The organism is Thalassolituus maritimus (assembly GCF_900156675.1).
Classification (GTDB): Bacteria; Pseudomonadota; Gammaproteobacteria; order Pseudomonadales; family Oceanobacteraceae; genus Thalassolituus; species Thalassolituus maritimus.
Genome location: NZ_FTOH01000004.1, coordinates 271,655 through 294,827 on the forward strand (window position 1 = coordinate 271,655; position 23,173 = coordinate 294,827).

Genomic DNA, 23,173 nt, shown 5'->3' on the forward strand with positions numbered 1-23,173 from the left:
GTGGGTGACTGAGCCATAACGGCTCAGTCACAAACAAACCGGAAACTGTCGTCCAGTTCGAGCGGCAGCACCATTGAGCTAAAGCCAAGCGCGACCATTTCATCGCAGAACAGTGCTCGCGCTTCGGGGTCGTTGACGAGTGTCTCCGCGTATTCCGCATGCAACACCGGCTTTCCAGCTTCGATAAAGGGTGTCAGTCGCTCACACTCGTCATATTCATAACATTCTTCATTCACGGCAAAGTCAAACGCAGCGACTAACTCGCTGATCTGATCGAGATCATTCTTGAGGCCAATCAGTAACCCCCGCTCGTGAGCAGCGGAGGCAAGGAAGCGGTTGTAGGCAAGCTGGTCATTGCCTGATAACGGAAAGCCCGAATCATTGGCATAACCATCGACGTTATCGGGTTCGACACCATCACAGCCTTTCTCTACCGCGACATCAAGACGAGCCTCCATGACAGCCTCAAGCGACGAGGCTCTGACATCCAGCCACTTCTCGCCTGGCCAGCCGTCCAGAGGGTTGCCCAGCGCCGCCTGCTCGAAGTCATCCGCATCATCGCGCCAGTCCTCCCAGGAGCCTGCCGAGAAGTAGCAGATCACCACCCGCCCCTGAGCCTTCAGGTCGTCGATGATCTGGGTGTCTGTATCGAACAAATCAATGTCATACAGATCCACGTCATAGCCCGTATTCAGGTCTCCCTGTAACTGCCAATGCCAACTATTACCCACCTCCAGAGTACGGGGGACAGGGGTGTCTGAGCCTGTCGGGCCGCTATCGTCCCCGACCTGCGGTAACGGCTCAGGGTCAGAGCCTCCACAGGCACTGAGCACGGCAGACGCCGCCAGCACTAACACTGAACGCAACATCATTTTATACAGCGATGACTTCATACTGGGCTACTCTTAATCAGACGATGCGATAATCTGCCACAATGCGAGCCGATTCTCATTTTCATCGTAAAGCGAGTGGTATGCTCCCGTCGTTCGTATGTGGCTGAGCCGGATTACGATTGGAGCTACATAAATCATAGGGCATACCTGAGCGTTAGGTGTGCGTTAGACAACAGGATCTTTTATGCGCCCCGTCACCCGGGAAGAGTACCCGCTTGAAAACCTCCACAGAATCGTTTCCGGCGTCACTTTTTTCAAAGAGCTACTGAAGACTGATCCAGAACAATTCGAGTTATTGATGACGCAGGCGCGATTTGTGACCGCCGAGCAGAATGAAATTGTGCTGCATAAAGGTGATGGCGCAAACGTATTGTATTTTCTGCTGCGCGGTGAGCTCGACGTCATTGCCGATGATCACGCAGAAGAAGCCTTGGGCACAATCAACCCGGGGGAACCATTTGGTGTCATGGCAATGGTGCTGAATTTTAAGCGCTCAGCATCTATCCGGGTCTCGAGTAAGAACGCCCTGCTGGCAGGCATTGAGTTTGACCACTTCCGTCACAACGACAACGCCAGTATCTTCAGCCTGACAACTCGTATTACCTTCTTCCGCATGCTGAACAGCAATATCCGCTGGGCACTTGAGCGAAACAAAATGGAATCACCGGACCACGCACTCGTACAACGCATCCGCTCTCTGCCTATCTATTCTGGCGAGAAGAATACAGCCGCCGAACTGCATGCATTGATGGAGCTTGCTCATCTTCAGGCAGAACTATTGCGCGACTGGAACGACGCCAGCCTGTCAGATAACTGATCTCACGTAACAGCCTCTGAGCTGGATCAATTTGTTCATCAATTAGGACATATGTCTGCTTTCACGCCTGTAGTGATGGGCATAGAATAAAGACTCTCCTGTCCTTAATAAGCGCTGCTCATGCCTGAATTTGTTTCCTGGATTCTGATTACACTCGCCGTGCTGGCGTTGATCGGAATTATCTTCGAAGAAGTTATTCATATTAATAAAGCCCAGTCGGTATTGTTCTTCGGCTCAATTTCCTGGGTCATTCTGTTTGCCGCCAGCATCGGGACACCGGAGCATCATAGGATTGAGGAAGGGCTGAAAGAAAACATCGGAGAAATTGCCGCACTCTGGCTGTTCCTCACCGCAGCGATGACCTTTGTCGCTTACCTTAATAAAAAGGGCTTGATCGAAAGCGCCATTTTCAAGGTACTTCCGCAGCAAATATCCGAACGAAAACTGATGCTGCTCACTGGTTTATTTGCCTTTGTCTTCTCATCGCTCGCCGACAACATTACCGCGACACTGGTATCCGTCGCTCTCATTCTTTCGTTGCAATTACCTGCTCAGAAGACACTGAGGTTCGCCGCGATTGCTGTCTTTGCTGTGAATTCAGGCGGTGTCGCCATGATAACTGGCGACGTCACCACCCTGATGATATTTCTCGCTGATAAAGCAGAAATTACCAGCCTGCTAATGCTTTCTCTGCCAGCCTTCTGTGCCGTTCTCGCTTTGATCGCTCTGCTGATGTTGCCTATGTCCGACGAGGTAACTGTCACTAAGACTTCACACGACCTGCAGCAGGTCGACATCGTCGTAGCCGGTATTTTCCTGCTGACGATCATGACCACCATTGCCTTCAATGTACTCTTCGATATTCCACCTGTACTTACCTTTCTGACCGGGCTGTCCATTATGTTCCTGGTCGCGAAAGGGATGGGAGAAGATACTGAGGATGACCCTATCATGGACTACGTACGCCGTATCGAATTCGATACCTTGATGTTCTTCCTGGGCATTCTGTTGGTGGTTGGCGCACTGAAAGAAATACGCGCACTGGATTCGTTTGTTGCTGTGTATGAGTATCTTCCGGCCTGGCAGGCGAACTATCTGATGGGGCTATTTTCATCCATTATCGATAACGTCCCTCTTACTGCTGCCCTGCTCAAATCAGACGTTGTGATGAACCCAGCGGAGTGGTTGGCACTGACCTATGCCGTGGGAGTGGGTGGATCACTTCTGATCATAGGTTCAGCCGCAGGCATTGTCGCAATGAGTAAGATTGAAGCGTTAACGTTTGGCTCTTATCTGAGGTTTATCGTCGCTTTACTACTGGCATACACCCTGGGGTACGCTCTGACGATGGGGCTCGGTACCCTGATCTTCGCTCAAACCTGACGCCTTAACGGTTCTGTTCGTAGCGAATAGCCAACGATTGCAGGGCTCGCTCATGAGACGCTTTCCAGTGTTGCATTTCGGCGGGTTCCTCGACGTCAGTCGGCCACTTAAGGCCATAGCCATTCGGTCTGAATAATGGTGCAAACAAAGCGCAGGCAGTGAGATCAGCACGCGTAAATTCATCACCGACCAGATATCGGGTATTCGCATATATCTGTCGCAATTCGTTCAGCAGTTCATCCATGTCGTTCATTGCTTTGTGAGCACTGGTTTCGTTGATGTTCATCCAGCCACGTAAGGTATTCGAGAGCTTACGATAACCAACGTAAAACATCATGCTGACTATCAGGCTCTGTTTCGCAGTAAGCAAAGGCACGATTGCTCTCGGGAATGGTAACAGGAAATGATAATTAAACGTTCTGACCGCTGGGCCAGCGATCCGATCCAGACGCTCCTCCCAAGCCCTGGCTTGCTCTGCCAGCGACGGGTCTTTTGGCGTGAGTGAGCGTTCGGGGTATTTCGATTCGAGATAATCAATGATCTCTGCACTGCCCTGCACTATTACTTTGCCGTCTTCAAGAACCGGCACCTGTGATCTTGAGGCCATCTGCAGAACCTTGCGCACATGAGGGCCAGGCACAAGATTAATTTTCCGGTATTTCAGTCCCTTAAAATCCAGCGCCCAGCGAACTTTTTCGCAGTAATGCGACACCGGGAACTGATATAGCTTTATCATCGGACCTCCTCAGCGGGGTCCCGATGCACTCCGGACTTCCGCCTGAAATTGCTGCCAGCTCTCCACGATACCCGCAGCACTCTGTGGACTTTCTCCACTGAAAATATCTTCCGGGGACAGAACTGCTCCTTTGGCGACACACGCTTCCTTCACGATTCCGGTTGCCACCAGTTTTTTCCCCACGTAAAAATCGTGTCTGAAATATACGTACTTTTTATCCCACCCCAGAAGCGTGGTCTCCATATCCAACCGGGCGAGAAAACCTACCGGGCGGATATAAATCATGTCCTGCGCGGCAATCAGACGCATCCCAGCTGGCCGCTTCAGTTCTTGTTTAAGCCCTCTCCAGAACTGAAACCTTCCTAATTCCATAAAACTCAGAAAACGGAAATTTGGAAGATGGTTCCGCCAGCCCATATCATGAGGCTGGATGCGGTAACTCTGCCTGACCGTATCACTCTGGCTATGCTGTGTCTGGCCGCTGAACAGCCAGAGAAGAAAAAAACGTATTAACAGATTCATGGCCTATCCTGTCAGGGCAAATAGAACTGCAGTTCTACCTCTGCGCCTTTAATAGTATCTTCGATCGGCATTCGCCTCGCCTCTTCTGATTCATCCCAGAGCAGTTTTCCGGAGAAGTTCAGTGTCGACTCCTGTGGTATTTCCCGGAATACATCGGGGAGCACGCCACGAGAAGAACCGTCATCTCCTATCGTCTCCCAGGACATCGAGGGCAAAGATAAATTCAGGGGCCTTTTGTCTTTATTTTTATTCTCTTCTTTTACTTTCGTTACTGTCTTCAGAAACGTCTTTTCAGCCTCAGAACTCTCTTCTGATTCTGATACGTCTTCCAGATCTGAATTCTGATCTGACTGACTCTGAGCTGAAGTATCGTCGCTAGCCTCTGCCTCTGTCTGAGAGGCAGTCCCCATTTCAGACCATAAATTTGAGACTGGCTTTTCTCCACGCAGTATTTTTGCGGTCTGATCGTCACATCCGACCAGAAAGATCATCGATACAATACTTATTACTGCAGACATCCTTATCCAGCAGCGCTTCGTTTTTGAAGTTTGCTTTCTGCTGTCTGTCATAGATAACGTCATAATATCATTCAGTTGTTTCCCTCCAAATAGCGCCTCGGCGCCATTTGAGGCTCAAAATGTCTACCGGTTCACATTTCAGAGAACAATCATTCACCAAGCCCAGAGCAGCCACAATCTCACCGGCGTAAATCAGCATGGGCCAGTCATCTCTGAGCCAGACAGGAACACCCTTCTCCTGCCACACATTCTTTAGTGATTTCGTCTGCTGCCCAACCCTGCTCAGAACTTTCGACGCACATTGTCGGGTGGGCGAGACCGACCAGCCCTCAGGCAAGGGTTGACTATTTGCTGAAGGCGCGATGGTACCCCGCCCCCATGTTACCGGTATACAGTCGACACTATCGGGCGTCTTTTGTTCACTCCACACGTAAAGGTGTTGTCTGAAACGCTGTAGTACAACACCGTCAAACCGTAAGCTCGGATGACGGTCTGGCCCTGCGTTCAATGCCTGTTCCAGCCAATGCCAGACCTTCTTTCCCTGCGGTACGGGTAGCCCGTTTTTCTCAAGCCAATACCTGACCTGATGAAAGCGCACACGCGAGGGCTGCTTCAGGACGGCTTCGACGGAAAGACAAAATGGTGCGGTGGCGGGCCAGTCACACTCCGAGACAGCCGAATTCAGTACTGGGGTCAGTAATTCCATCAGCAGGTAATAGTCAGCGGACAAGTGCTGGGTTGTTTCAATCAAGGTTGATTCAACGGCGGGATACCTGACCTGTAACAAGGGCATCAGACTGTGCCGCATCCAGTTGCGGTCAAAGGTCTGGTCCCGATTAGAATCATCTTCAATCCAGCTCAGCCCTCGTGCCGCCAGAGCCAACTGCTCTCTCGTAAACCCCAGCCACGGGCGGACGACTGTGCGTTTATCGTCAGAGTGACGAGTCAGCTTACGACTGGGTGACATGCCTTTGAGTCCGGCCAAACCGCTGCCACGAAATAACCGCAGCAGTAGGGTTTCTGCCTGGTCAGAGCCGTGATGTGCGGTCAGTAACAGGGCATGTGGCGGGAGAAGCTGCTCGAAAGCGGCATAGCGGGCGTCTCGGGCAGCGGCTTCGGTTCCCTGCCCTGTGTATTCCAGCGTTACCTTCTGGCCGATGAAAGAAACACCACAGGCTTCACAGTAACGCTGGCATTCCTGCTGCCAGAGGTCTGCGTCACGGCTAAGGCCGTGATTAACATGAATCGCCATCACCCGTGAGCACCACTCTGGCCGAGAGGCAATGCAATCGAGCATCAGGCGGGAGTCCATGCCGCCACTCAGCGCGAGATACACAGCCGTATCGGGGGATTCTGAGAATACCGGTGCGAGTGCCTCAGTTAACTCAATGCGCAGCTGCTCAGCTGAAGACAAGCTCAACGGAGGCCTCGCCGAATTCGTATCTCAACTCCTGCAATAGCTCATCGGTTGGATTGATACGCCAACGATCATCGAGACGGATATCACAACTCGCAACTTCGTTGCGGTAGTCCAGAACCACAGGGCAGCCGTTTTCTAAGGGTTGCAACAGCCTGGTAAGGCGCTGACAGAAGGTGTCCGGGTTGACCTCACCGTCGACGCTGACACGTACTGAATTGGCGTAAGTGAGCCGAGCCTGGCTGATTTCCATGGCATTGCGCCCGGTGGCTTTCAGGCCACCTGAGTAATCGTCGTGGCTGATCTGCGCTTCAACGACCAGCACTTTGTCTTTGGCAACGACTTCCCGCACCTGCTCATACACGTCGGAGAAGAGTGCGACTTCCATTCGACCGGATCGGTCATCAAGTGTGACAAAGCACATGTTATCGCCACGCTTATTTTTCATCACCCGCATATCAACCACCAGACCAGAGAGCTTCTGCGGTGCTTTGGCCTCCTGCAGGTGCGACAGGCGGGTCGGCACTAACTGGCGGACCTCTTTCTCATATTCATCAAATGGGTGGCCAGTGACGAATAGACCGAGCGTATCTTTTTCGCCTTGTAAGCGCTCTTTCAGGCTCCAGTCACGCAAACGACGGTGACGCTCGTAGACATCGCCAGTGACCGCCTCTTCGGCTTCCACTTCACCAAACATGTCGAACATGCCAGCGGCTTCGTTTGCGGCGCTCTGGTTAGCTGCTTTGATGGCATCTTCAATGCTGGCCATCAGCACGGAACGCGGTGCGGTGTACTCCAGTCGGTCAAAAGCGCCGCAACGCACCAGCGCCTCCATTACCCGTTTGTTGATTTTCTTTGGGTCGACACGCTTGCAGAAGTCAAACATGTCGCGGAACGGACCGTCTTTGCGGGCGGCAATAATGGCGTCAATCGGGCCTTCACCCACGCCTTTTACCGCGCCCAGACCGTAGACGATGGCGTCGTCATCGTTCACGGTAAAACCGTATTGGCTCTGGTTTACATCCGGCAAAATCAGCTCAATGCCCATCTCCCGACACTCTTCGATAAAGACCACCACCTTGTCGGTGGTCTGCATATCCGAGGTCAGTACCGCCGCCATAAACGGCGCCGGGAAGTGCTGCTTCAGCCAGAGTGTCTGATAAGACACGACCGCATACGCCGCCGAGTGCGATTTGTTAAAACCGTAACCTGCGAATTTTTCTACGAGGTCGAAGATCTTCATCGCAAGATCAGGATCAACGCCGACGGAAATCGCCCCTTCACGGAAGGTATCCCGCTGTTTGGCCATTTCTTCGGGCTTTTTCTTACCCATGGCACGACGCAGCATGTCTGCGCCGCCCAGCGTGTAGCCCGCCAGGATCTGGGCGATCTGCATCACCTGTTCCTGATAGACGATAACGCCATACGTCGGCTCGAGCGTTTCTTTTAGGGTTTCATGTTGGAAATCCGGGTGTGGATAGGCGACTTCGGCACGACCGTGCTTACGGTTAATAAAGTCATCTACCATGCCGGATTCGAGCGGCCCCGGACGGAACAGGGCCACCAGTGCGATCATGTCTTCGATGTTGTCCGGCTGGAGACGCCGGATCAGGTCTTTCATCCCGCGTGATTCGAGCTGGAATACCGCGGTGGTTTTGGCTTCTTTAAGCAGCTTATAAGAGGGCTCGTCATCGAGTGGAATCATATTGATGTCCACCGGCTCGAGACCCTTTTCCGCCTGCTTGCGGTTAATGGTTTCGAGCGCCCAGTCGATGATAGTCAGGGTCCGCAGACCCAGGAAGTCGAACTTCACCAGACCGGCTTCTTCCACGTCGTTCTTATCAAACTGAGTCACCAGACCGGTACCGTCTGGTTCACAGGCTGTCGCCGAGAAGTCGGTCAATTTAGTCGGTGCGATCACCACACCACCAGCATGTTTACCGGTCTGACGGGCAATCCCCTCAAGCTTGAGGGCCATTTCCCAGATTTCCTGGGCTTCTTCGTCTTCGTCGAGGAATTCTTTCAACAGGGCTTCGGTCGACAAAGCTTTCTCCAGCGTCATGCCCGGATCACCCGGAATCAACTTAGAGAGCTTATCGGCCAAGCCAAACGACTTGCCCTGTGCACGGGCCACGTCACGCACTACCGCCTTCGCCGCCATGGTGCCGAAGGTCACGATCTGAGACACCGCCTCACGGCCATAGTTGTCGGCCACGTACTGAATCACCTTCTCACGATCTTCCATACAGAAGTCGATATCGAAGTCAGGCATGGAGACACGTTCTGGGTTCAGGAATCGTTCGAACAGCAGGTCGTATTCGAGCGGATCAAGGTCGGTAATTTTCTGCGCGTAGGCCACCAACGAGCCCGCACCAGAACCCCGCCCCGGGCCGACCGGAATATCGTGATCTTTGGCCCACTGAATAAAGTCCATTACGATCAGGAAGTAACCGGGGAATCCCATCTGGATAATAATATCCAGCTCGAACTTCAGACGGTCATCGTACGGTTTACGCTTTTCGGCGTACTCGGGAGAATCTTTCGGGATGCCAGCGAGAATAACGTCCAAGCGCTCATTCAGACCCACCTCAGAAATCTTGCGGAAGAAGTCGTCCTCGTTCATACCCTCCGGAATCGGATAGTCCGGCAGGTAGTAGGTGCCCAGTTCAACTTCTACCGAACACCGCTTGGCAATCTCCACTGTGTTTTCAATGGCGGACGGAATATCGCTGAACAGCGACTCCATCTCTTCGCCCGAGCGGAAATACTGCTGCTCGCTGTAGTCACGCGGGCGGCGTGGGTCATCCAGTGCGAAGCCCTGACCGATAGACACTCGGGTTTCATGGGCTTCAAAGTCATCGGCGTTGATAAAGCGTACGTCGTTGGTGGCGACTAAGGGCACATCCAACTTGCTGGCCATCGCCATGCCCGCGCGGACAATATGTTCATCGCCCTCACGCCCAGTGCGCTGGACCTCAAAATAGAAGCGATCCGGGAAATGCGCCATATACTCTTCGACCAGAGCCTCAGCCGCTTCAAGCTTACCTTTAATGATCCGCTGACCAACATCGCCATTACGCCCACCCGATAACAGAATCAGGCCTGCAGACTGTTCGAATAGCCATTCTTTTCGAACAATGGCTTTATCAAAGTGCTGGTTCTGGCTGTACCCGCGTGACACCAACTCACGCAGGTTTTTGTAGCCCTCACCGTCGATGCAGAGCGCACAAACGCGAAAAGGCGCCGTCTGGTCATCGGGGTTTTCCAGCCAGAGGTCCGCGCCCAGAATCGGTTTAAGGCCTGCTCCCAACGCGGTTTTGTAGAATTTAACCAGCGCATAGGTATTGGCCTGATCCGTTAAAGCAACCGCCGGCATGCCCGCATCTGCGGCTGCCTGAACCAGTTTTTTTACACGAATTGTGCTGTCGTAAAGCGAGTACTCGGAGTGAACTCTGAGATGAACAAAGCGACCGGCCATGTTGCCCCCTGTTAATGATCGGGAGATTGTACCGGTTTTCTCTGAGCGCCAAAACAGACGTCCTTTGACCTGAGCGGCCCATACGCCTATATTGGCCGCCCCCTGCAAAGGGGAAACAACCATTCTCGGGGCGGGGTGCAATTCCCCACCGGCGGTATAGCCCGCGAGCGCCTGTTAAACAGGGTCAGCAGATCTGGTGAAACTCCAGAGCCGACGGTCACAGTCCGGATATGAGAGAGAGACGATATGAGTACTACGTTTGACCCAAGCAAAGCCCGCTTTGCCTTTATCCATGCCAGCTGGCATACCGACATTGTTCTGAAATGCCTGGACGGTTTCCGTGAAGGTCTGGCAGAACGCGGTTACAACACCGATAACATTGATGTCATCGCCGTTCCCGGCGCTTATGAAATCCCACTGCAAGCCAAGCTTCTGGCGAAAACCGGCCGCTACGATGCCGTTGCCTGCAGCGCATTAGTGGTAGATGGTGGCATATATCGCCATGACTTCGTGGCCAATGCCGTCTGTCAGGGACTGATGCAAGTGCAACTGGAGACAGAAGTACCGGTACTGACCGCAGTGCTGACACCGCATAACTTCCACGAGCACGACGAGCACAAGCAATACTACACTCGCCACTTCGTGGTGAAAGGTCAGGAATTGGCCAATGCCGCCGATGGCTCTCTGCGCGCTAAGGCAGCGATCGCCTGAAGAAACACTCGTTTGTTCGGGTACGTTGAGTGACGCTAATCAAACAGCTCACTCAACATCTTTTCTTACCATTAATGAACCACAAACGCCGATGATTCAACGGTGACCCAGCACAGTCTGAAAGCGCCGGATTCGCTGGCACTCGCTGGCAATATCGTCACACACATCGCGGAGATCAGTCTCAGAATGCGAGTGGGCTTGGGGGATGTTGTCGACTGTTGTGCCGGTTGCTTCGGAGTGACGTGCTTCAATGGAAGCATCGTTCGCCGAAAAACGACGCGGTCCACACAGATTACGTACCAGGTTGGCACATAAGTGCTTCAGGTGATGCTCTATCTGAGGTTCTGAATGACTACTCACTGTTCATACCTTCGCGTGTGGGGCTCGTTCTTTTAACCATAGCGGCTATCCCGATTTCTGCCCGTCACACTGAACTGTCATACTCGCCTTTCGGCCCGTATAATGACGTCGATCACATAATGACCAATATCCAAGGGTCGTTGCTTATTTGCACTTTATCCCATTCATGACTTTTTATCACATTCGACATGGCCAAAAAACGCAGAGATATCCCCAACTATCAGCAGCCCATCATTGAAACGCACTTTCATCTGGACTATCTGAAGGAACAACCGGCATCAGACATCCTGCAGCAGGGTCGTGATATCGGTGTCGAGCGCTTTATGACAATCGCTGTCGCGCCAGAGAACATGGGGCAAGTACTGGCTTTAACAGAAGAGCACCACGACGTTTATGGCACACTAGGAGTGCACCCGCATGATGCGGAAAAGTACACCGAAGAAACTGGCAGCTTTGTTCGTGAGCATTGTCAACGCGAGAAGATTGTCGCCATAGGTGAAATTGGCCTCGACTATTTTTACGACAACAGCGACCGTGCCGTGCAGCGTAAGGTCTTTGCTGAGCAGCTTCAGATCGCTGTCGATACCGGCCTGCCAGTCGTCATTCACACGCGTGAAGCCGACGACGACACCATGGCGCTACTGCGTGAATACGCCCCAAAGATGAAACGCAAAGGCGTGGTTCACAGCTTCACCAGTGGCATGGAGCTGGCCCAGTTGGCGGTTGAGCTGGGCTTCTGTTTGGGCATAAATGGGATTGTGACCTTTAACAAAGCTGAGAACGTGCGAGAAGTCGTTGCCGCCACCCCGATTGAGCGTCTGTTACTGGAAACGGATTCGCCGTTTCTGACTCCAGTTCCATACCGCGGAACCGAGAATGCGCCGAAGTATCTGCCGTTTATTGCAGAGAAAATCGCCGAGGTAAAAGATCTCTCTGTTGAAGAAGTTCTCAGCGCTTCTTACGATAATTCGTTACGTACCTTCTTTAACTGATAGGCACCAGCTCCCGCAACAAGTAGAGCGGCAATCCTTGCAAACTGTCTGACCTGTCGTCATTCTGAGCGATTAACTCACTGACGACAGACTCAGGAACAGGGAATGACACTACAGAACTGGTTCGGCCGCGGATGGCTTGCGTTGGCTTTTGCAACCATCTACATCATTTCGCAAGCCACTATTGCATCAACCTTACACAGTGCAAATGCATCGCATCTTCTGTTCGCATTCCAGTTTACTTACGATGCGGCCAGCTTCAGGGAACTGTTAGCGTCGATCAGTGCCGTACAACAAGCCGGTCTTCAGGCGCATTTCACTTACGATCATATCCACCCTCTCTGGTATGGCGGCCTGATTGTGACCCTGACGGCCTGGTTACTTAAGAAGAATGACTTGGGTGGGCGCTGGAATCTTCTGATTATTTTCGGTGTTATTCCTTCGTTGATGGATGTCATCGAGAACAGTATTCACGAGCCACTGCTGTTTGAAACAGCCATTCCCACTGACCCTGCTGTTACCATCGCAGCAATCTGCGCTACCATTAAATGGTCCATGGCATTGGGCTATCTGCTGATGGCCATCACCCTTGGGATACGAGCAGCGGTTCAAGCGAAGAATGAAAAAACGAGCTAGTAAGCAAGAGATTCGTGACAGCCTGAAACAGGATATCGAGCGATACCTGAGCGATGGTGGTGAAGTCCACGAATTTGAACGCGGAGAGAGTGGCCTGGTTGATGGCCGCTACAACGAACAGGCCATGTCGTTTGAAAAACGACAGGAACGTACCCCAGTGTCTGACGTTCTGCGCGCTATTGATGAACGCCGTGATGCCCGACGCAAACCCCAGAAGAAAACCACAGAAAAACGCTCGTCCGGCCCAAAAAAGAAAGTCATATACGACGACTTCGGTGAACCTTTACGGGTTGTCTGGGAAGACTGACCTCAGGAAACATTAAATGAGTAACGACCCTCTCCTGCTGATTCTTGCGGCAGGCCTACTCACATTCGGACTTATATCTCAGCGTATCGAACGGCTCGCACTGACAGCCCCCATGCTGTTTCTGCTGCTTGGGGTAGCCTGTGGCCCTGTCCTGCTTGATTGGAGCGCGCCTGCAATAGAAAGCAGTGCACTCAAAATCATCGCTGAGTTGACCCTGGCCCTGATACTTTTCACCGACGCCAGTCAGGTTCAGAGATCGCACCTGGTAAAGTTCGAGAATCTTCCGATACGGCTTCTCGGCATTGGTCTGCCTCTAACCATGCTGGCAGGCGCCGCCGTCGCTTTCTTACTGTATCCAGGGTATTGGCAGGTCGCGATTATGATCGGTGTGATTCTGGCCCCTACCGATGCGGCGCTTGCCCAGAGCGTATTCTCAGCATCGGCCATCAAAGAAAAACTCCGTCATTCAATCACAGTTGAAAGCGGCCTGAACGATGGCCTTGCTCTTCCTTTCCTCCTTTTGATTATTGCCATTGCCAGTGCCGGTGACCTCAGCACCGTAGATCCATGGTACTGGGGTAATTTTCTGTTTCAGCAGATTGCACTTGGGGCCTTAACAGGTATTGCCGTGGGCTACTTTGGTGGATACCTGCTTGAGCAAGCCGGAAGGCATGATTGGATGGATCCGGTATTTCAGCGGTTATCCTCTGTCGCACTTGCTCTGGTAACCTACACCGGCGCTGAACACACAGGCGGAAACGGGTTTATTGCCGTATTTATGGCCGGACTTTTCCTACACGCAGGGCGCACTATGGTTGTTACCCGTCTCAAAGAATTCGGAGAAGCGGAGGGCCAGTTATTAACACTGGTCATGTTCTTCCTGTTCGGTCTTATTTACGTGCCCGATGCGCTGCCACAGATCACCCTTGAAACGGTCATTTACGCACTCCTCAGTCTCACCCTGATACGCATCATTCCAGTCGTATTAGCCCTGACTGGGACAGGGCTTGATATCAAAGAAAAGCTGTTTCTGGGATGGTTTGGTCCTCGCGGAATCGCCAGTATCCTGTACCTGTTAATGGTGATTGAGCAGTTGGGTTTTGCAGAGCAGCTACCCGGGTATCAGCTGCTTTTCCCTACGGTAGTCACGACGGTTATGCTCAGTATTTTTGTACACGGGATGTCGGTGCCTCTGTGGGTCCGATGGCTCAAACGCTAAGTACGGGCACTCCGCAACAGCACCACCGCGTATCCAACAGACACCAGGGCAACCCAGATACCGTTAATCAGTACAGCATCGTAACCTAGTTGCTGAAAACCGAGAGTGCCCGCCGCAGCCCCCAGGATAAAGGCAAGAAAAATAGACAATTGCAGTAGCAACTGTTGCCTGAGCAGACCACGCCCTGCAAAGAAATTCCCGAGCGCAGAACCTATATCAGACACGATGCCGGTCAGGTGGGTTGTACGAATGACTGAGCCGCTATAGGTCGCTACCATAGCATTCTGCAACCCACACGCCGCTGACGCCAGCCACTCCGCCGACATATGGTCAGTACGGAAAGCGTACCAGGCAAAAAACAGAAGAAAGGCTTCAATGGTCAACGCCAGACCGTAACGGCGGCCGAGTTGCAGCGCCTCATTACCAACGATGATGCCGCTGATAATGGCTCCAATTACGAAGCTGAGAAGTATGCTCGCTGTATGGAATAAAACTTCAGACCGCCCTGACACCAGCGCATCCGCTGCAATGGTCGCCGTCCCTGTTACATGAGAAACCGCATTATTCGCGAAAGAAAGTAAAGCGACGCTATTGATAAAGCCTGCGTTCAGCGCCAGCATCACACTGCCCGCCAGAACCCAGACGGGAAGTTGACGAATCATTCTGCCTGCTCCTGTCGAGCGTTTTATTCTATCGGATTTGCGCACTCAAAGTGATCGGGATGAAAGCGACAGCGCACTTTGCGTTGCAATGTCAGCATTTCAGGGTCGTAATAATCATGTTCCCTGAGTGCTATCCGGGCCTGCTGCATCATGGTCTGGTATCCCGCTTTCTCATCCTCGGGAATCTCAATCCATAATTTTTCAGGGATTTCTCCCGTCGCGCGATTAATCTGATTAATAATACGATCAAAATTGGCGATAAATTCTTCTCTGACCAGCTGCGCAACCTCATTAGGAATGCGATCTACCTTACCGATCATCTGTACGGTCAGCTGAGTAAACGGATAATTAATGATGCCACCAGTCTCACCTATCCCCTTGTGTAGCTCGAGAATATGGTATGCTCCAAGCGGAGCCGGAAGCACATCCACCGCACCATTGTTAAATTTAGGCCCTGCACTCACGATACTGACCGGTACCGGGTTGGCACCGATATTCTGAATCATTTCTGCCTGAATCGGGTCGTAGTCCATCACAGCAACACGCTTACCCGCAGCTTTATTAAGTGACGTTATGGATCGGTCATTAACAAAAATATAGGCCGCCCCCGCTGGTGCATACCCCATGACAACATACTGGCCACTGACCATTTTTTCTGCATTTTTTGGCTGAGTTATCGCTTGGAACAGTAATTTCATCTGCGCGGTCTCAGGTAGTGCACCGATGGCATCCAGAGTCCCTGTATATTTATTAAAACTGCGCGCCCGCATGCCCGTCATTAAGGCTGCATCACACTGGTCTGCTTTGAAGTCCTCTACCAGTACGGCTTCATTCGTGTACACCCTGAGATCAACATGAATATCCCACTCCAGCAACCGGGTTACCTGATCCTGCGCGGCAGCATAGATAGGGCCATTTTTACCAATTGGGTCCCAGATGCAGACGCTACGCGCCGGGACACTGCCATCATCGTTGAGCATGTGCCGATACATTTCGCGCAGCGCTTTTATGCGCTCCATCAGGTCTGCATTCGAGTCCATTGCGATGACTCTGAGCTCGTCCCGTCGCTCTGCTGAAACAGATGGTTCAGCCGCCATTAAAATCGTTGGTATGGCTAACAGAAAAACAGCAATAGAGCGCTTCAGGTTACTCATAATGACCTCTTAAAATGTGTAGTTTTCAGGCCTCAAAGTGAGATCACAATGAGAGCGCTGCCCAATAGTATGGGCAAAAAAATACCCAGCATTGCTGGGTATTTATTTCAATCACCGGTGATGTTCTCTTACTCTACCGGCTTATTCTACTGGGTTGGCACATTCAAAGTGCCCTGGCTCGAACTTACAGCGAACCTTACGCTGCAGCTTCAGCATATCGGCATCATAGTATTCACGCTCGCGCAGCTGGATACGGGCTTCCTGCATCATGACCTGATATTCCGCTTTATCGTCGTCAGGAATATTAATCCAGTACTGTTCCGGAATCTCACCTTCCTGTGCTTTAACCAATTTTTCGATTTTATCGAAACGCGTCAGGAAATCTTCGCGCACTAACTGCGCCAGCTCATTCGGGAATTTATCAGCACGCCCGACGAGCTGCAGAGTGATCTGTGAGAACGGATAATCGACGATACCGCCGTTATCCCCCAGCCCTTTGTAGAGCTCCATGATCTGATACGCAGCCAGTGGCGCAGCGAGTACGTCGACAATTTTGTTATTGAACTTAGTACCCGCGTTCACGAGTGCCGTTGGCACCGGGTTAGCACCGATCTGCGATACCATTTCAGCCTGCACCAGATCGTAATCAAGAACGGCTACACGCTTACCTGCCGCTTTTGCCAGCGTATTAATCTTACGGTCATTCACGAAGATGTAGGCTGCCCCCATTGGCGCATAACCCATCACGACGTATTGGCCATCCAGCATGCGCTCAGAGTTTTTAGGGCTGGTAATCGCCTGCATCAGCAGCTTCATGTGATCACGGCTTGGCACCGCACCGATCGCATCAATGGTGCCTGTGTAGCGGTTAAACAGACGTGCGCGTAAGCCAGTAAACAGTGCCGCATCACACATGCCCGCTTTGAGTTCTTCAGTCAGAACAGATTCGCTGGTGTAAGCATCCAGTTCAACGGTAACGCCCCATTCCATCAATTGAGCAGCCTGATCGACTGCGGCATTGTAGATAGGGCCATTTTTACCCGCAATATCCCACACACAGATACGGCGCGATGGAATCGAACCATCTTCATTCAGCATATCGGGATACATGGCCTTGATCGCTTCAACACGCTCAGCTTTAGCGACCTTAGGGTCCATGGCTTTGATTCTGAGGGCCTCAGTATCGGCAGCGATGGCCGACGCCGAAACCAGAGTCGAAACAGCACATACGGCTGTGGCGATAAAACGCTTCATAGTTTGTTCCTGTTCTTATTTTATTCTCGGCGACCGCGTTACCTAGGCAGTGCCGGTTATTTTTGTTGTCACACCGGGCACAGCATCTGCCGGGTGTTTGTCGTCGGAATAACCCCATACATCGACGAACACGAGATACTTTACACCTGTCTGTAAAAATTAACCAGTACTCAGATATGAGTCGCCCGGTAAGGGCGGCGGCTGCGTTCTTTACGCATGCAGTGTAACCACCAGATGCAGCAGGTTGGCGCCAGAATCAAGCCTATCGGTACGCCCACCAGTAGGGTCCAGCCCAACATTGACAGCCCGTAGAGAAGATCAGCAATATTCACGTCCCCCAGATGGCAGACGCCTCCGACCGAGGATATCAGGTCACACCCCAGAAACTCTGCCAATGAAGTTGCAAAGACAATAAACAGGAAAGGAGAAATCAACAGGAGGGCTGATGTCCAGAGGCTGATCAACGCTTTGTATGACAACTGCATCTGGCCCTCCAGACTGCTTACTTAGTGACGGTTCTTCGCCTCTATCCACTGCGCCATATACTGGGTGCTCTTGAGGCTATGGTGGCGAAGCATACCACCAATAAAGTCGCACTGGCGGTGTCTTTCGAGGCCATTGAGCAGGTCATCAATCCGAGTCAGTAAATTCTGGCCATGAATGGCCTCATTGAACCTGCCGATGGCCAGATGCGGCCCCCTTGCACTGTATTCGGACCACAGAAATTCATCCCTGTAGAGTGCAACCGCCGATTCAACGAACTCACTGGCTTCGTCGGCGACCATAGCTGGCGATGGCTCACTACCGTACATACCTTCTGCGCCAATCCCTGAGGTCACCGCTGGCGTCCCCAGTGTGGCAGCATCCAGTAACTTCCCTTTAAGGCCCGCACCAAAGCGCAGAGGTGCCAGCATCACTCGGGCGTTACTGATCACAGCCTCTGCGGACGGTGCCCAGCCTTTTACTCTGAAACCAAGGCCTGGGGTATCCAGCTGCGTTGCTTTCTTTGGCGGGTACGCGCCGTAAACGTGAAGTTCCGCAGAACGGAGCTGACGACGAATATTCGGCCATAACTCGCGTAACTGCAGCACGGCATCCCAGTTCGGTGCATGGCGAAAATTCCCGATTGCGACAAAGTGTTCACGCTCATTAAATGCTTTGATCTCCCGATCGGACGGACTAAGCATAAACGGCAGGTACAGGATCTTTGATCGATCAACCGGAAAGTTATCCTGCAGCCAGCTCATCTCATACTCTGAAATGACGAGCGTCAGATCACAGCGAAGCAGCGAGGCGATTTCCCTGAAGGCCATATCCGTCTGCCACTCCAGCTCAGTCGCCGGGCGCCCTGCCTTAACTGCTCGGTGTCGAGCATCACGCAGGCAGTGAACGTCTTCCATATCAAGTATACGAAGCGCCTTCGGGGCGAACTTCTCGACGCGCCAGCCAAACTGCTCCTCCATCATAAAGCGATCAAACATCACGATATCAGGCGACTGTTCCGTCAGCCAGGTATCAAAGGTCGATGAGTTCAGCTCAATACGATGCTTCTCTATGTCCATCGCAGCGAGGTTAACCGCATGATCACTGTCATCGGCGGGAGAGGCAAACAGCACACGGTAGCCGCTCGCACGCATCAGCGAGAGAATCTGCAGCATACGACTGCCAGCTGCTGATGAATTGGGTTCTGGCCAGACGTAGCCAATAGCAATAAAGGTTTTCATGGCGCGATTATAGCGCGTTGCACCGCACAATTTGGTCTTAACACGGAGACGACCAAAAACAGCCCGGATGCTGGTATACTCCGCTCCTGTTTTTAATTGCCCGACGGTTGAATAATGAGCGAAATTACCACTCCTGATTACCTCAAAGACGCCGAGCAACTGCTCAGCGAGAACGGTTTTGCAACCAGTGATGACTGGTATCACGGCACGGCCTCTGGTCTGGTAGACACGATTCTCAAAGACGGCCTGAAAGGCGGCGGCGATACAGAGACGGCTCAGCGTGAGCAGGGCACTCTGGGCACTATCGGCAACCGCCAATTCGAAACCAGCGAACCGGTGTTCCTCACGCAAAGCAAAGAGTTAGCGTACTTCTGGGCCGCACGTAAAGCCCACATGCGTAACCTCTATTTCCGCAAAGAAGAGACGCCTGTCGTTCTCAAGGTGACGGCGCCTGAAAAAGTGACTCCTGATGTCGGCGGTACCGCTATCCTGCTGGAGCCTTCCAACACGTACATTATGATGTTGAAAGAACTCTACGAGAAGAAAGGCATAGCCTGGGTCGATGAATCAAATCCACTCAAGCTGCCACGTGAGACCTATCTCAACATGCTGGGTCTTGGCTACAGCTACAATGACATTCCGGCCGATAAAATCAGCCTTGTCAGTGAGTGACATGGCCTGAATTAAAGGTCTGAAGAGCGGCTGACACAGTGCTTTATCAGGCACTTGATATGGATAACTAAGATGAAGATCTACCTTGCGGGCCCGGAAGTCTTTTTCCCTGACGCGGATGAGCTCGGGGCCCGCAAGAAGCAGATCTGCGATCAGTACGGTTTTACCGGTCTGTTCCCCCTCGACACCCAGATTGAACCGGCCGCAACGGCCTCGGCAACCGGGTTCCTGATCAGCCATGAAAATGAACAACTGATCCAGGCCTGCGATCTGGTGATCGCCAACCTCACGCCTTTTCGTGGTGCCAGTGCCGACGTCGGCACCGTCTATGAGATTGGCCTTGCCCGCGGTATGGGTAAACCAATCCACGGCTACACTAATGACCCGGAGCTATACCACTCCCGTCTGAACGCTCTGTTTGGAAGCGGGACGGAACAGCCACAAGGTCAACTCCGTGACCGCGACGGCCTGAAGATCGAAGAGTTCGACCTGCGCGACAATCTTATGATTGATGGTGGTATCCATGCCGGCGGCGGACACTTTATCGCAGCACAAAAAAAGGCCGCCATCACAGAGACAGCGGCCTTTGAAGAAGTCCTGATCAGACTCAGCCGTTAAGCTTCACCCCGGACATTCTGCGCACCAGAACATAGAAGAGCGGGATAAAGAAGATCGCCAGTACAGTTGCGGCAACCACCCCACCAAACACCCCGGTACCAATCGCATGACGTGCACCTGAACCCGCGCCGGAGCTGAGCATCAGTGGTGTCACACCCAGACCAAAGGCCATCGATGTCATCAGGATCGGACGTAGACGCATACGGGTGGCATCAAGCGTTGCCTGAAGCAGTGTTTTACCCTGATCCTCCAGCGCTTTGGCAAACTCAACGATCAGAATCGCATTCTTAGACGACAGACCAATGGTTGTCAGCAGGCCGACCTGGAAGAAAACGTCATTGCCGAGCCCACGGAAGTTCGCCGCAGCAACCGCACCAATAACACCCAGAGGCACAACCAGCATCACAGAGAACGGAATCGACCAGCTTTCATAAAGTGCCGCCAGGCACAGGAAGACTACCAGCAACGACAAGGCATACAGTAACGGCGCCTGGTTACCGGCCTCAGCTTCCTGATAGGAAAGCCCGGTCCACTCGAAACCAAACCCGTCCGGCAGTTGAGCAGCGATTTCTTCCATCGCCGCCATGGCATCACCGGTACTGAAACCTGGCGAAGCTGAGCCCTGAATATTTATCGACGGCACGCCGTTATAGCGTTGCAGCTGCTGTGCACCGTAGGTCCAGTTACCTTCAGAGAAGCTTGAGAACGGTACCATCTCACCACTGGTATTGCGTACGTACCAATCCGTAATATCATCCGGAAGCATTCGGTAAGGTGCATCCGCCTGAACATACACACGCTTGATCTGACCGCGGTCGAGGAAGTCATTCACATAACTCGAACCCCAGGCAACGGCCATGGTGCTGTTAATTTCAGAGACTGGGATACCCATCGCCAGCGCTTTCTGATGATCTACTTTGAGGTCAAACTGTGGCGCATCCGGCAGACCGCTGTAGCGCACCTGGCTCATTTTCTCATGCTGATTAGCCTGGCCAAGTACCTGATAGGTCGCTCCCATCAGCGCTTCGTGCCCCATACCACTGCGATCCTGTAGCTGGAAGTTAAAACCACTGGCCACACCAAGTGCAGGAATCGCTGGCGGGTTGATCGCGAATACAAAGGCTTCACGGATTTGAGAGAAAGCCCCCCATGCTCGGCCAACAATCGCCTGCACACCGTCTTTTTCAAGATCACGCTCATCCCAATCTTTAAGACGGATAAAGGCGATACCTGAGTTCTGACCACGACCTGAGAAGCTGAAACCAGCGGCCGCGAACATTGACTGCACAGCATCTGATTCATTATCGAGGAAGTGATCTTCAATCTTCTTCAACACCTCAATCGTCTGCTCCTGTGACGAACCCACCGGCAACTGAACCAGCGCGATCAACATGCCCTGATCTTCTTCGGGTAAGAACGCACTTGGCAGACGCATAAAGGCAAAGATCAGCACGCCAACAATCAGCACATACATCACCACGTAACGAACCCAGTGACGGATGGTGCTATCAACGCGATTACGGTAGCCGTTCGTTGCTTTCTCAAACGTGCGGTTAAACCAGCCGAAGAAACCACTTTTGGTCTGGTGATCACCGTCGTGAGGTTTGAGCATAGTGGCGCACAGTGCCGGCGTCAGAATCAGTGCCACCAACACCGATAACACCATGGCCGACACGATAGTGATCGAGAATTGCTGATAAATTGCACCTGTCGAACCAGGGAAGAAGGCCATCGGAATAAATACCGCAGACAACACCAGGGCAATACCGACGAGAGCACCGGTAATTTCACCCATCGACTTGCGGGTTGCCTCAACGGGCCCAAGGCCCTCTTCGGCCATGATCCGCTCGACGTTTTCCACCACTACAATGGCGTCATCTACCAGAAGACCAATCGCCAGCACCATACCAAACATGGTCAGGGTGTTTACTGAGAAACCAAAGGCATAAAGAACCGCAAAGGTACCCAGCAGAACCACGGGCACTGCAATGGTCGGGATCAGTGTCGCACGGAAGTTCTGCAGGAACAGGTACATCACCAGGAAGACCAGTGCGATCCCTTCAAACAGTGTTTTCACAACCTCGGTAATAGAGATCTCAACAAACGGTGTAGTGTCGTACGGATAGCTGACTTCGAGGCTGTCCGGGAAGAAATCCTGTAGTTCAGCCAGGCGAGCTTTTACCAGTTTTGCCGTGTCCAGCGCGTTCGCACCGGATGCCAATGTGACGGCTAGACCGGCCGCTGGCTTACGGTTGAAGCGACCACTGATTTCATACGACTCAGAACCGAGTTCAATACGGGCAACGTCAGATAGCGTGACGCGCGAACCGTCAGGTGTCACTTTCAGAAGAATCCGCCCAAACTCTTCTGGCGTTTCCAGAAGCGTCTGCACAACAATCGACGCATTCAATTGCTGGCCTTCAACAGCCGGCGTACCACCTAACTGACCACCAGCCACCTGATTATTCTGCACCTGAATCGCAGAGGTTACGTCGTTAGGCGTCAGGCTGTACTCATTCAGTTTGTTCGGATCCAGCCAGACACGCATTGCATACTGAGAGCCGAACAAGCGCGTATTACCCACGCCTTCAACACGGGCAATTGAGTCCTGAACATTTGCACCGATAAAGTCTGCGATATCAGAGCGCGTCATGCTGCCGTCTTCAGAAGTGAAACCAATCACCATCAGGAAGGTATCGGACGACTTGGCAACGCGTACACCCTGCTGCTGAACCGCCTGAGGCAGGCGTGGCGTCGCCATCTGCAGTTTATTCTGAACCTGAACCTGTGCGATGTCAGGATCAGTCCCAGCAGCAAAGGTCAGTGTGATCGACGCGTTACCCGATGAGTCACTGCTCGCCGACATATAAAGCAGATTGTCGATACCGTTCATCTGCTCTTCAATCACCTGCGTCACAGAGTTTTCAACGGCTTTCGAAGACGCACCCGGGTAAGTCGCAGTAATCTGAACTTCGGGTGGCGCCACCTGTGGATATTGCTCCACTGGCAGGTTGATGATCGACAGTGTACCCGCCAGCATCAGAATGATGGCGATTACCCAGGCGAAAATCGGGCGATCAATAAAAAAACGAGCCATAAA

Annotated in this window: 22 protein-coding genes and 1 riboswitch; of the genes, 9 read left to right on the forward strand and 13 right to left on the reverse strand. The window is 52.4% G+C overall.

Features of this window, described 5'->3' with window-relative positions; all coding sequences use genetic code 11:
• Positions 1-23: 23 nt before the first annotated feature.
• Positions 24-893: an endo alpha-1,4 polygalactosaminidase gene (locus BW941_RS08135; RefSeq protein ID WP_245820072.1), complete on the reverse strand. Its 870-nt coding sequence runs from the start codon at positions 891-893 to the stop codon at positions 24-26.
• Between the two features lie 184 nt (positions 894-1,077).
• Here BW941_RS08135 and BW941_RS08140 point away from each other — a divergent pair, with 184 nt between their 5' ends.
• Complete coding sequence (locus tag BW941_RS08140) at positions 1,078-1,710, forward strand: cyclic nucleotide-binding domain-containing protein (protein ID WP_076515091.1); 633 nt, start codon at positions 1,078-1,080, stop codon at positions 1,708-1,710.
• A 120-nt stretch (positions 1,711-1,830) separates the two neighbouring features.
• Complete coding sequence (nhaD, locus tag BW941_RS08145; protein WP_076515092.1) at positions 1,831-3,093, forward strand: sodium:proton antiporter NhaD; 1,263 nt, start codon at positions 1,831-1,833, stop codon at positions 3,091-3,093.
• Positions 3,094-3,097: 4 nt separating this feature from the next.
• On the opposite strand, the gene BW941_RS08150 is transcribed toward nhaD, so the two are convergent.
• From BW941_RS08150 to dnaE, 5 genes are all read right to left on the reverse strand, one after another.
• Positions 3,098-3,829: a glutathione S-transferase family protein gene (locus BW941_RS08150; protein ID WP_076515093.1), complete on the reverse strand. Its 732-nt coding sequence runs from the start codon at positions 3,827-3,829 to the stop codon at positions 3,098-3,100.
• Positions 3,830-3,838: 9 nt separating this feature from the next.
• The gene (locus tag BW941_RS08155; protein ID WP_076515094.1) at positions 3,839-4,351 is read right to left on the reverse strand and encodes an acyl-CoA thioesterase; all 513 of its coding nucleotides are present in this window, start codon (positions 4,349-4,351) and stop codon (positions 3,839-3,841) included.
• Between the two features lie 11 nt (positions 4,352-4,362).
• Positions 4,363-4,869, reverse strand: coding sequence for a hypothetical protein (locus BW941_RS08160; protein ID WP_076515095.1), 507 nt, complete (start codon positions 4,867-4,869; stop codon positions 4,363-4,365).
• Positions 4,870-4,936: 67 nt separating this feature from the next.
• A complete protein-coding gene (gene tilS, locus BW941_RS08165; RefSeq protein ID WP_139325793.1) occupies positions 4,937-6,289 on the reverse strand; it encodes a tRNA lysidine(34) synthetase TilS in 1,353 nt (450 codons plus the stop codon).
• Entirely contained in the window at positions 6,270-9,764 is a 3,495-nt protein-coding gene (gene dnaE / locus BW941_RS08170; RefSeq protein ID WP_076515097.1) for a DNA polymerase III subunit alpha, read from the reverse strand. Before dnaE ends, tilS begins: the two co-directional genes overlap by 20 nt.
• Positions 9,765-9,881: 117 nt before the next feature.
• A riboswitch (FMN riboswitch) is annotated at positions 9,882-10,008 on the forward strand.
• A 2-nt stretch (positions 10,009-10,010) separates the two neighbouring features.
• On the opposite strand from dnaE, the gene BW941_RS08175 reads away from it, so the two are divergent.
• Positions 10,011-10,475 carry a 6,7-dimethyl-8-ribityllumazine synthase gene (locus BW941_RS08175; RefSeq protein ID WP_068435755.1) on the forward strand — a complete coding sequence of 155 codons (465 nt, stop codon included), beginning with the start codon at positions 10,011-10,013 and terminating at the stop codon, positions 10,473-10,475.
• Between the two features lie 96 nt (positions 10,476-10,571).
• On the opposite strand, the gene BW941_RS08180 is transcribed toward BW941_RS08175, so the two are convergent.
• Positions 10,572-10,835, reverse strand: coding sequence for a hypothetical protein (locus BW941_RS08180; RefSeq protein WP_076515098.1), 264 nt, complete (start codon positions 10,833-10,835; stop codon positions 10,572-10,574).
• Positions 10,836-11,023: 188 nt separating this feature from the next.
• On the opposite strand from BW941_RS08180, the gene BW941_RS08185 reads away from it, so the two are divergent.
• From BW941_RS08185 to BW941_RS08200, 4 genes are all read left to right on the forward strand, one after another.
• Positions 11,024-11,827: a TatD family hydrolase gene (locus BW941_RS08185; protein WP_076515099.1), complete on the forward strand. Its 804-nt coding sequence runs from the start codon at positions 11,024-11,026 to the stop codon at positions 11,825-11,827.
• A 105-nt stretch (positions 11,828-11,932) separates the two neighbouring features.
• Positions 11,933-12,463, forward strand: coding sequence for a hypothetical protein (locus BW941_RS08190; protein WP_076515100.1), 531 nt, complete (start codon positions 11,933-11,935; stop codon positions 12,461-12,463).
• The gene (locus BW941_RS08195; RefSeq protein WP_076515101.1) at positions 12,447-12,770 is read left to right on the forward strand and encodes a hypothetical protein; all 324 of its coding nucleotides are present in this window, start codon (positions 12,447-12,449) and stop codon (positions 12,768-12,770) included. The genes BW941_RS08190 and BW941_RS08195 overlap by 17 nt, the downstream gene beginning before the upstream one ends.
• Positions 12,771-12,786: 16 nt before the next feature.
• Positions 12,787-13,989: a cation:proton antiporter gene (locus BW941_RS08200; RefSeq protein ID WP_076515102.1), complete on the forward strand. Its 1,203-nt coding sequence runs from the start codon at positions 12,787-12,789 to the stop codon at positions 13,987-13,989.
• Here BW941_RS08200 and BW941_RS08205 read toward each other — a convergent pair.
• The 5 genes from BW941_RS08205 to BW941_RS08225 form a co-directional block, all read right to left on the reverse strand.
• Positions 13,986-14,651 carry a YoaK family protein gene (locus tag BW941_RS08205; protein WP_076515103.1) on the reverse strand — a complete coding sequence of 222 codons (666 nt, stop codon included), beginning with the start codon at positions 14,649-14,651 and terminating at the stop codon, positions 13,986-13,988. The two genes, BW941_RS08200 and BW941_RS08205, sit on opposite strands and share 4 nt — an antisense overlap.
• A 23-nt stretch (positions 14,652-14,674) precedes the next feature.
• Positions 14,675-15,805 (reverse strand): putative solute-binding protein, encoded by a 1,131-nt coding sequence (locus tag BW941_RS08210; protein WP_139325794.1) that lies wholly within the window; start codon positions 15,803-15,805, stop codon positions 14,675-14,677.
• A gap of 141 nt (positions 15,806-15,946) precedes the next feature.
• Positions 15,947-17,059 carry a putative solute-binding protein gene (locus BW941_RS08215; protein ID WP_076515104.1) on the reverse strand — a complete coding sequence of 371 codons (1,113 nt, stop codon included), beginning with the start codon at positions 17,057-17,059 and terminating at the stop codon, positions 15,947-15,949.
• 170 nt (positions 17,060-17,229) lie between these two features.
• Positions 17,230-17,544 (reverse strand): hypothetical protein, encoded by a 315-nt coding sequence (locus tag BW941_RS08220; protein WP_068438400.1) that lies wholly within the window; start codon positions 17,542-17,544, stop codon positions 17,230-17,232.
• Between the two features lie 21 nt (positions 17,545-17,565).
• Complete coding sequence (locus BW941_RS08225) at positions 17,566-18,783, reverse strand: glycosyltransferase (RefSeq protein ID WP_076515105.1); 1,218 nt, start codon at positions 18,781-18,783, stop codon at positions 17,566-17,568.
• 114 nt (positions 18,784-18,897) lie between these two features.
• Between BW941_RS08225 and BW941_RS08230 the strand changes: the two genes are divergently transcribed.
• The gene (locus BW941_RS08230; protein ID WP_076515106.1) at positions 18,898-19,455 is read left to right on the forward strand and encodes a hypothetical protein; all 558 of its coding nucleotides are present in this window, start codon (positions 18,898-18,900) and stop codon (positions 19,453-19,455) included.
• A gap of 72 nt (positions 19,456-19,527) precedes the next feature.
• The gene (locus tag BW941_RS08235) at positions 19,528-20,073 is read left to right on the forward strand and encodes a nucleoside 2-deoxyribosyltransferase (RefSeq protein ID WP_076515107.1); all 546 of its coding nucleotides are present in this window, start codon (positions 19,528-19,530) and stop codon (positions 20,071-20,073) included.
• Here the strand turns inward: BW941_RS08235 and BW941_RS08240 are convergent.
• Complete coding sequence (locus BW941_RS08240; RefSeq protein ID WP_076515108.1) at positions 20,063-23,170, reverse strand: efflux RND transporter permease subunit; 3,108 nt, start codon at positions 23,168-23,170, stop codon at positions 20,063-20,065. The two genes, BW941_RS08235 and BW941_RS08240, sit on opposite strands and share 11 nt — an antisense overlap.
• Positions 23,171-23,173: the final 3 nt, after the last annotated feature.

Coding starts and splice junctions, on each gene's coding strand:
- dnaE (WP_076515097.1), bottom strand. CDS start 9,764: ATGGCCGGTCGCTTTGTTCATCTCAGAGTTCACTCCGAGTACTCGCTT.
- BW941_RS08185 (WP_076515099.1), top strand. CDS start 11,024: ATGGCCAAAAAACGCAGAGATATCCCCAACTATCAGCAGCCCATCATT.
- BW941_RS08190 (WP_076515100.1), top strand. CDS start 11,933: ATGACACTACAGAACTGGTTCGGCCGCGGATGGCTTGCGTTGGCTTTT.
- BW941_RS08210 (WP_139325794.1), bottom strand. CDS start 15,805: ATGAGTAACCTGAAGCGCTCTATTGCTGTTTTTCTGTTAGCCATACCA.
- BW941_RS08175 (WP_068435755.1), top strand. CDS start 10,011: ATGAGTACTACGTTTGACCCAAGCAAAGCCCGCTTTGCCTTTATCCAT.
- BW941_RS08230 (WP_076515106.1), top strand. CDS start 18,898: ATGAGCGAAATTACCACTCCTGATTACCTCAAAGACGCCGAGCAACTG.
- BW941_RS08155 (WP_076515094.1), bottom strand. CDS start 4,351: ATGAATCTGTTAATACGTTTTTTTCTTCTCTGGCTGTTCAGCGGCCAG.
- BW941_RS08135 (WP_245820072.1), bottom strand. CDS start 893: ATGAAGTCATCGCTGTATAAAATGATGTTGCGTTCAGTGTTAGTGCTG.
- BW941_RS08200 (WP_076515102.1), top strand. CDS start 12,787: ATGAGTAACGACCCTCTCCTGCTGATTCTTGCGGCAGGCCTACTCACA.
- BW941_RS08220 (WP_068438400.1), bottom strand. CDS start 17,544: ATGCAGTTGTCATACAAAGCGTTGATCAGCCTCTGGACATCAGCCCTC.
- BW941_RS08195 (WP_076515101.1), top strand. CDS start 12,447: ATGAAAAAACGAGCTAGTAAGCAAGAGATTCGTGACAGCCTGAAACAG.
- nhaD (WP_076515092.1), top strand. CDS start 1,831: ATGCCTGAATTTGTTTCCTGGATTCTGATTACACTCGCCGTGCTGGCG.
- BW941_RS08150 (WP_076515093.1), bottom strand. CDS start 3,829: ATGATAAAGCTATATCAGTTCCCGGTGTCGCATTACTGCGAAAAAGTT.
- BW941_RS08160 (WP_076515095.1), bottom strand. CDS start 4,869: ATGTCTGCAGTAATAAGTATTGTATCGATGATCTTTCTGGTCGGATGT.
- BW941_RS08205 (WP_076515103.1), bottom strand. CDS start 14,651: ATGATTCGTCAACTTCCCGTCTGGGTTCTGGCGGGCAGTGTGATGCTG.
- BW941_RS08225 (WP_076515105.1), bottom strand. CDS start 18,783: ATGAAAACCTTTATTGCTATTGGCTACGTCTGGCCAGAACCCAATTCA.
- BW941_RS08235 (WP_076515107.1), top strand. CDS start 19,528: ATGAAGATCTACCTTGCGGGCCCGGAAGTCTTTTTCCCTGACGCGGAT.
- BW941_RS08215 (WP_076515104.1), bottom strand. CDS start 17,059: ATGAAGCGTTTTATCGCCACAGCCGTATGTGCTGTTTCGACTCTGGTT.
- BW941_RS08240 (WP_076515108.1), bottom strand. CDS start 23,170: ATGGCTCGTTTTTTTATTGATCGCCCGATTTTCGCCTGGGTAATCGCC.
- BW941_RS08140 (WP_076515091.1), top strand. CDS start 1,078: ATGCGCCCCGTCACCCGGGAAGAGTACCCGCTTGAAAACCTCCACAGA.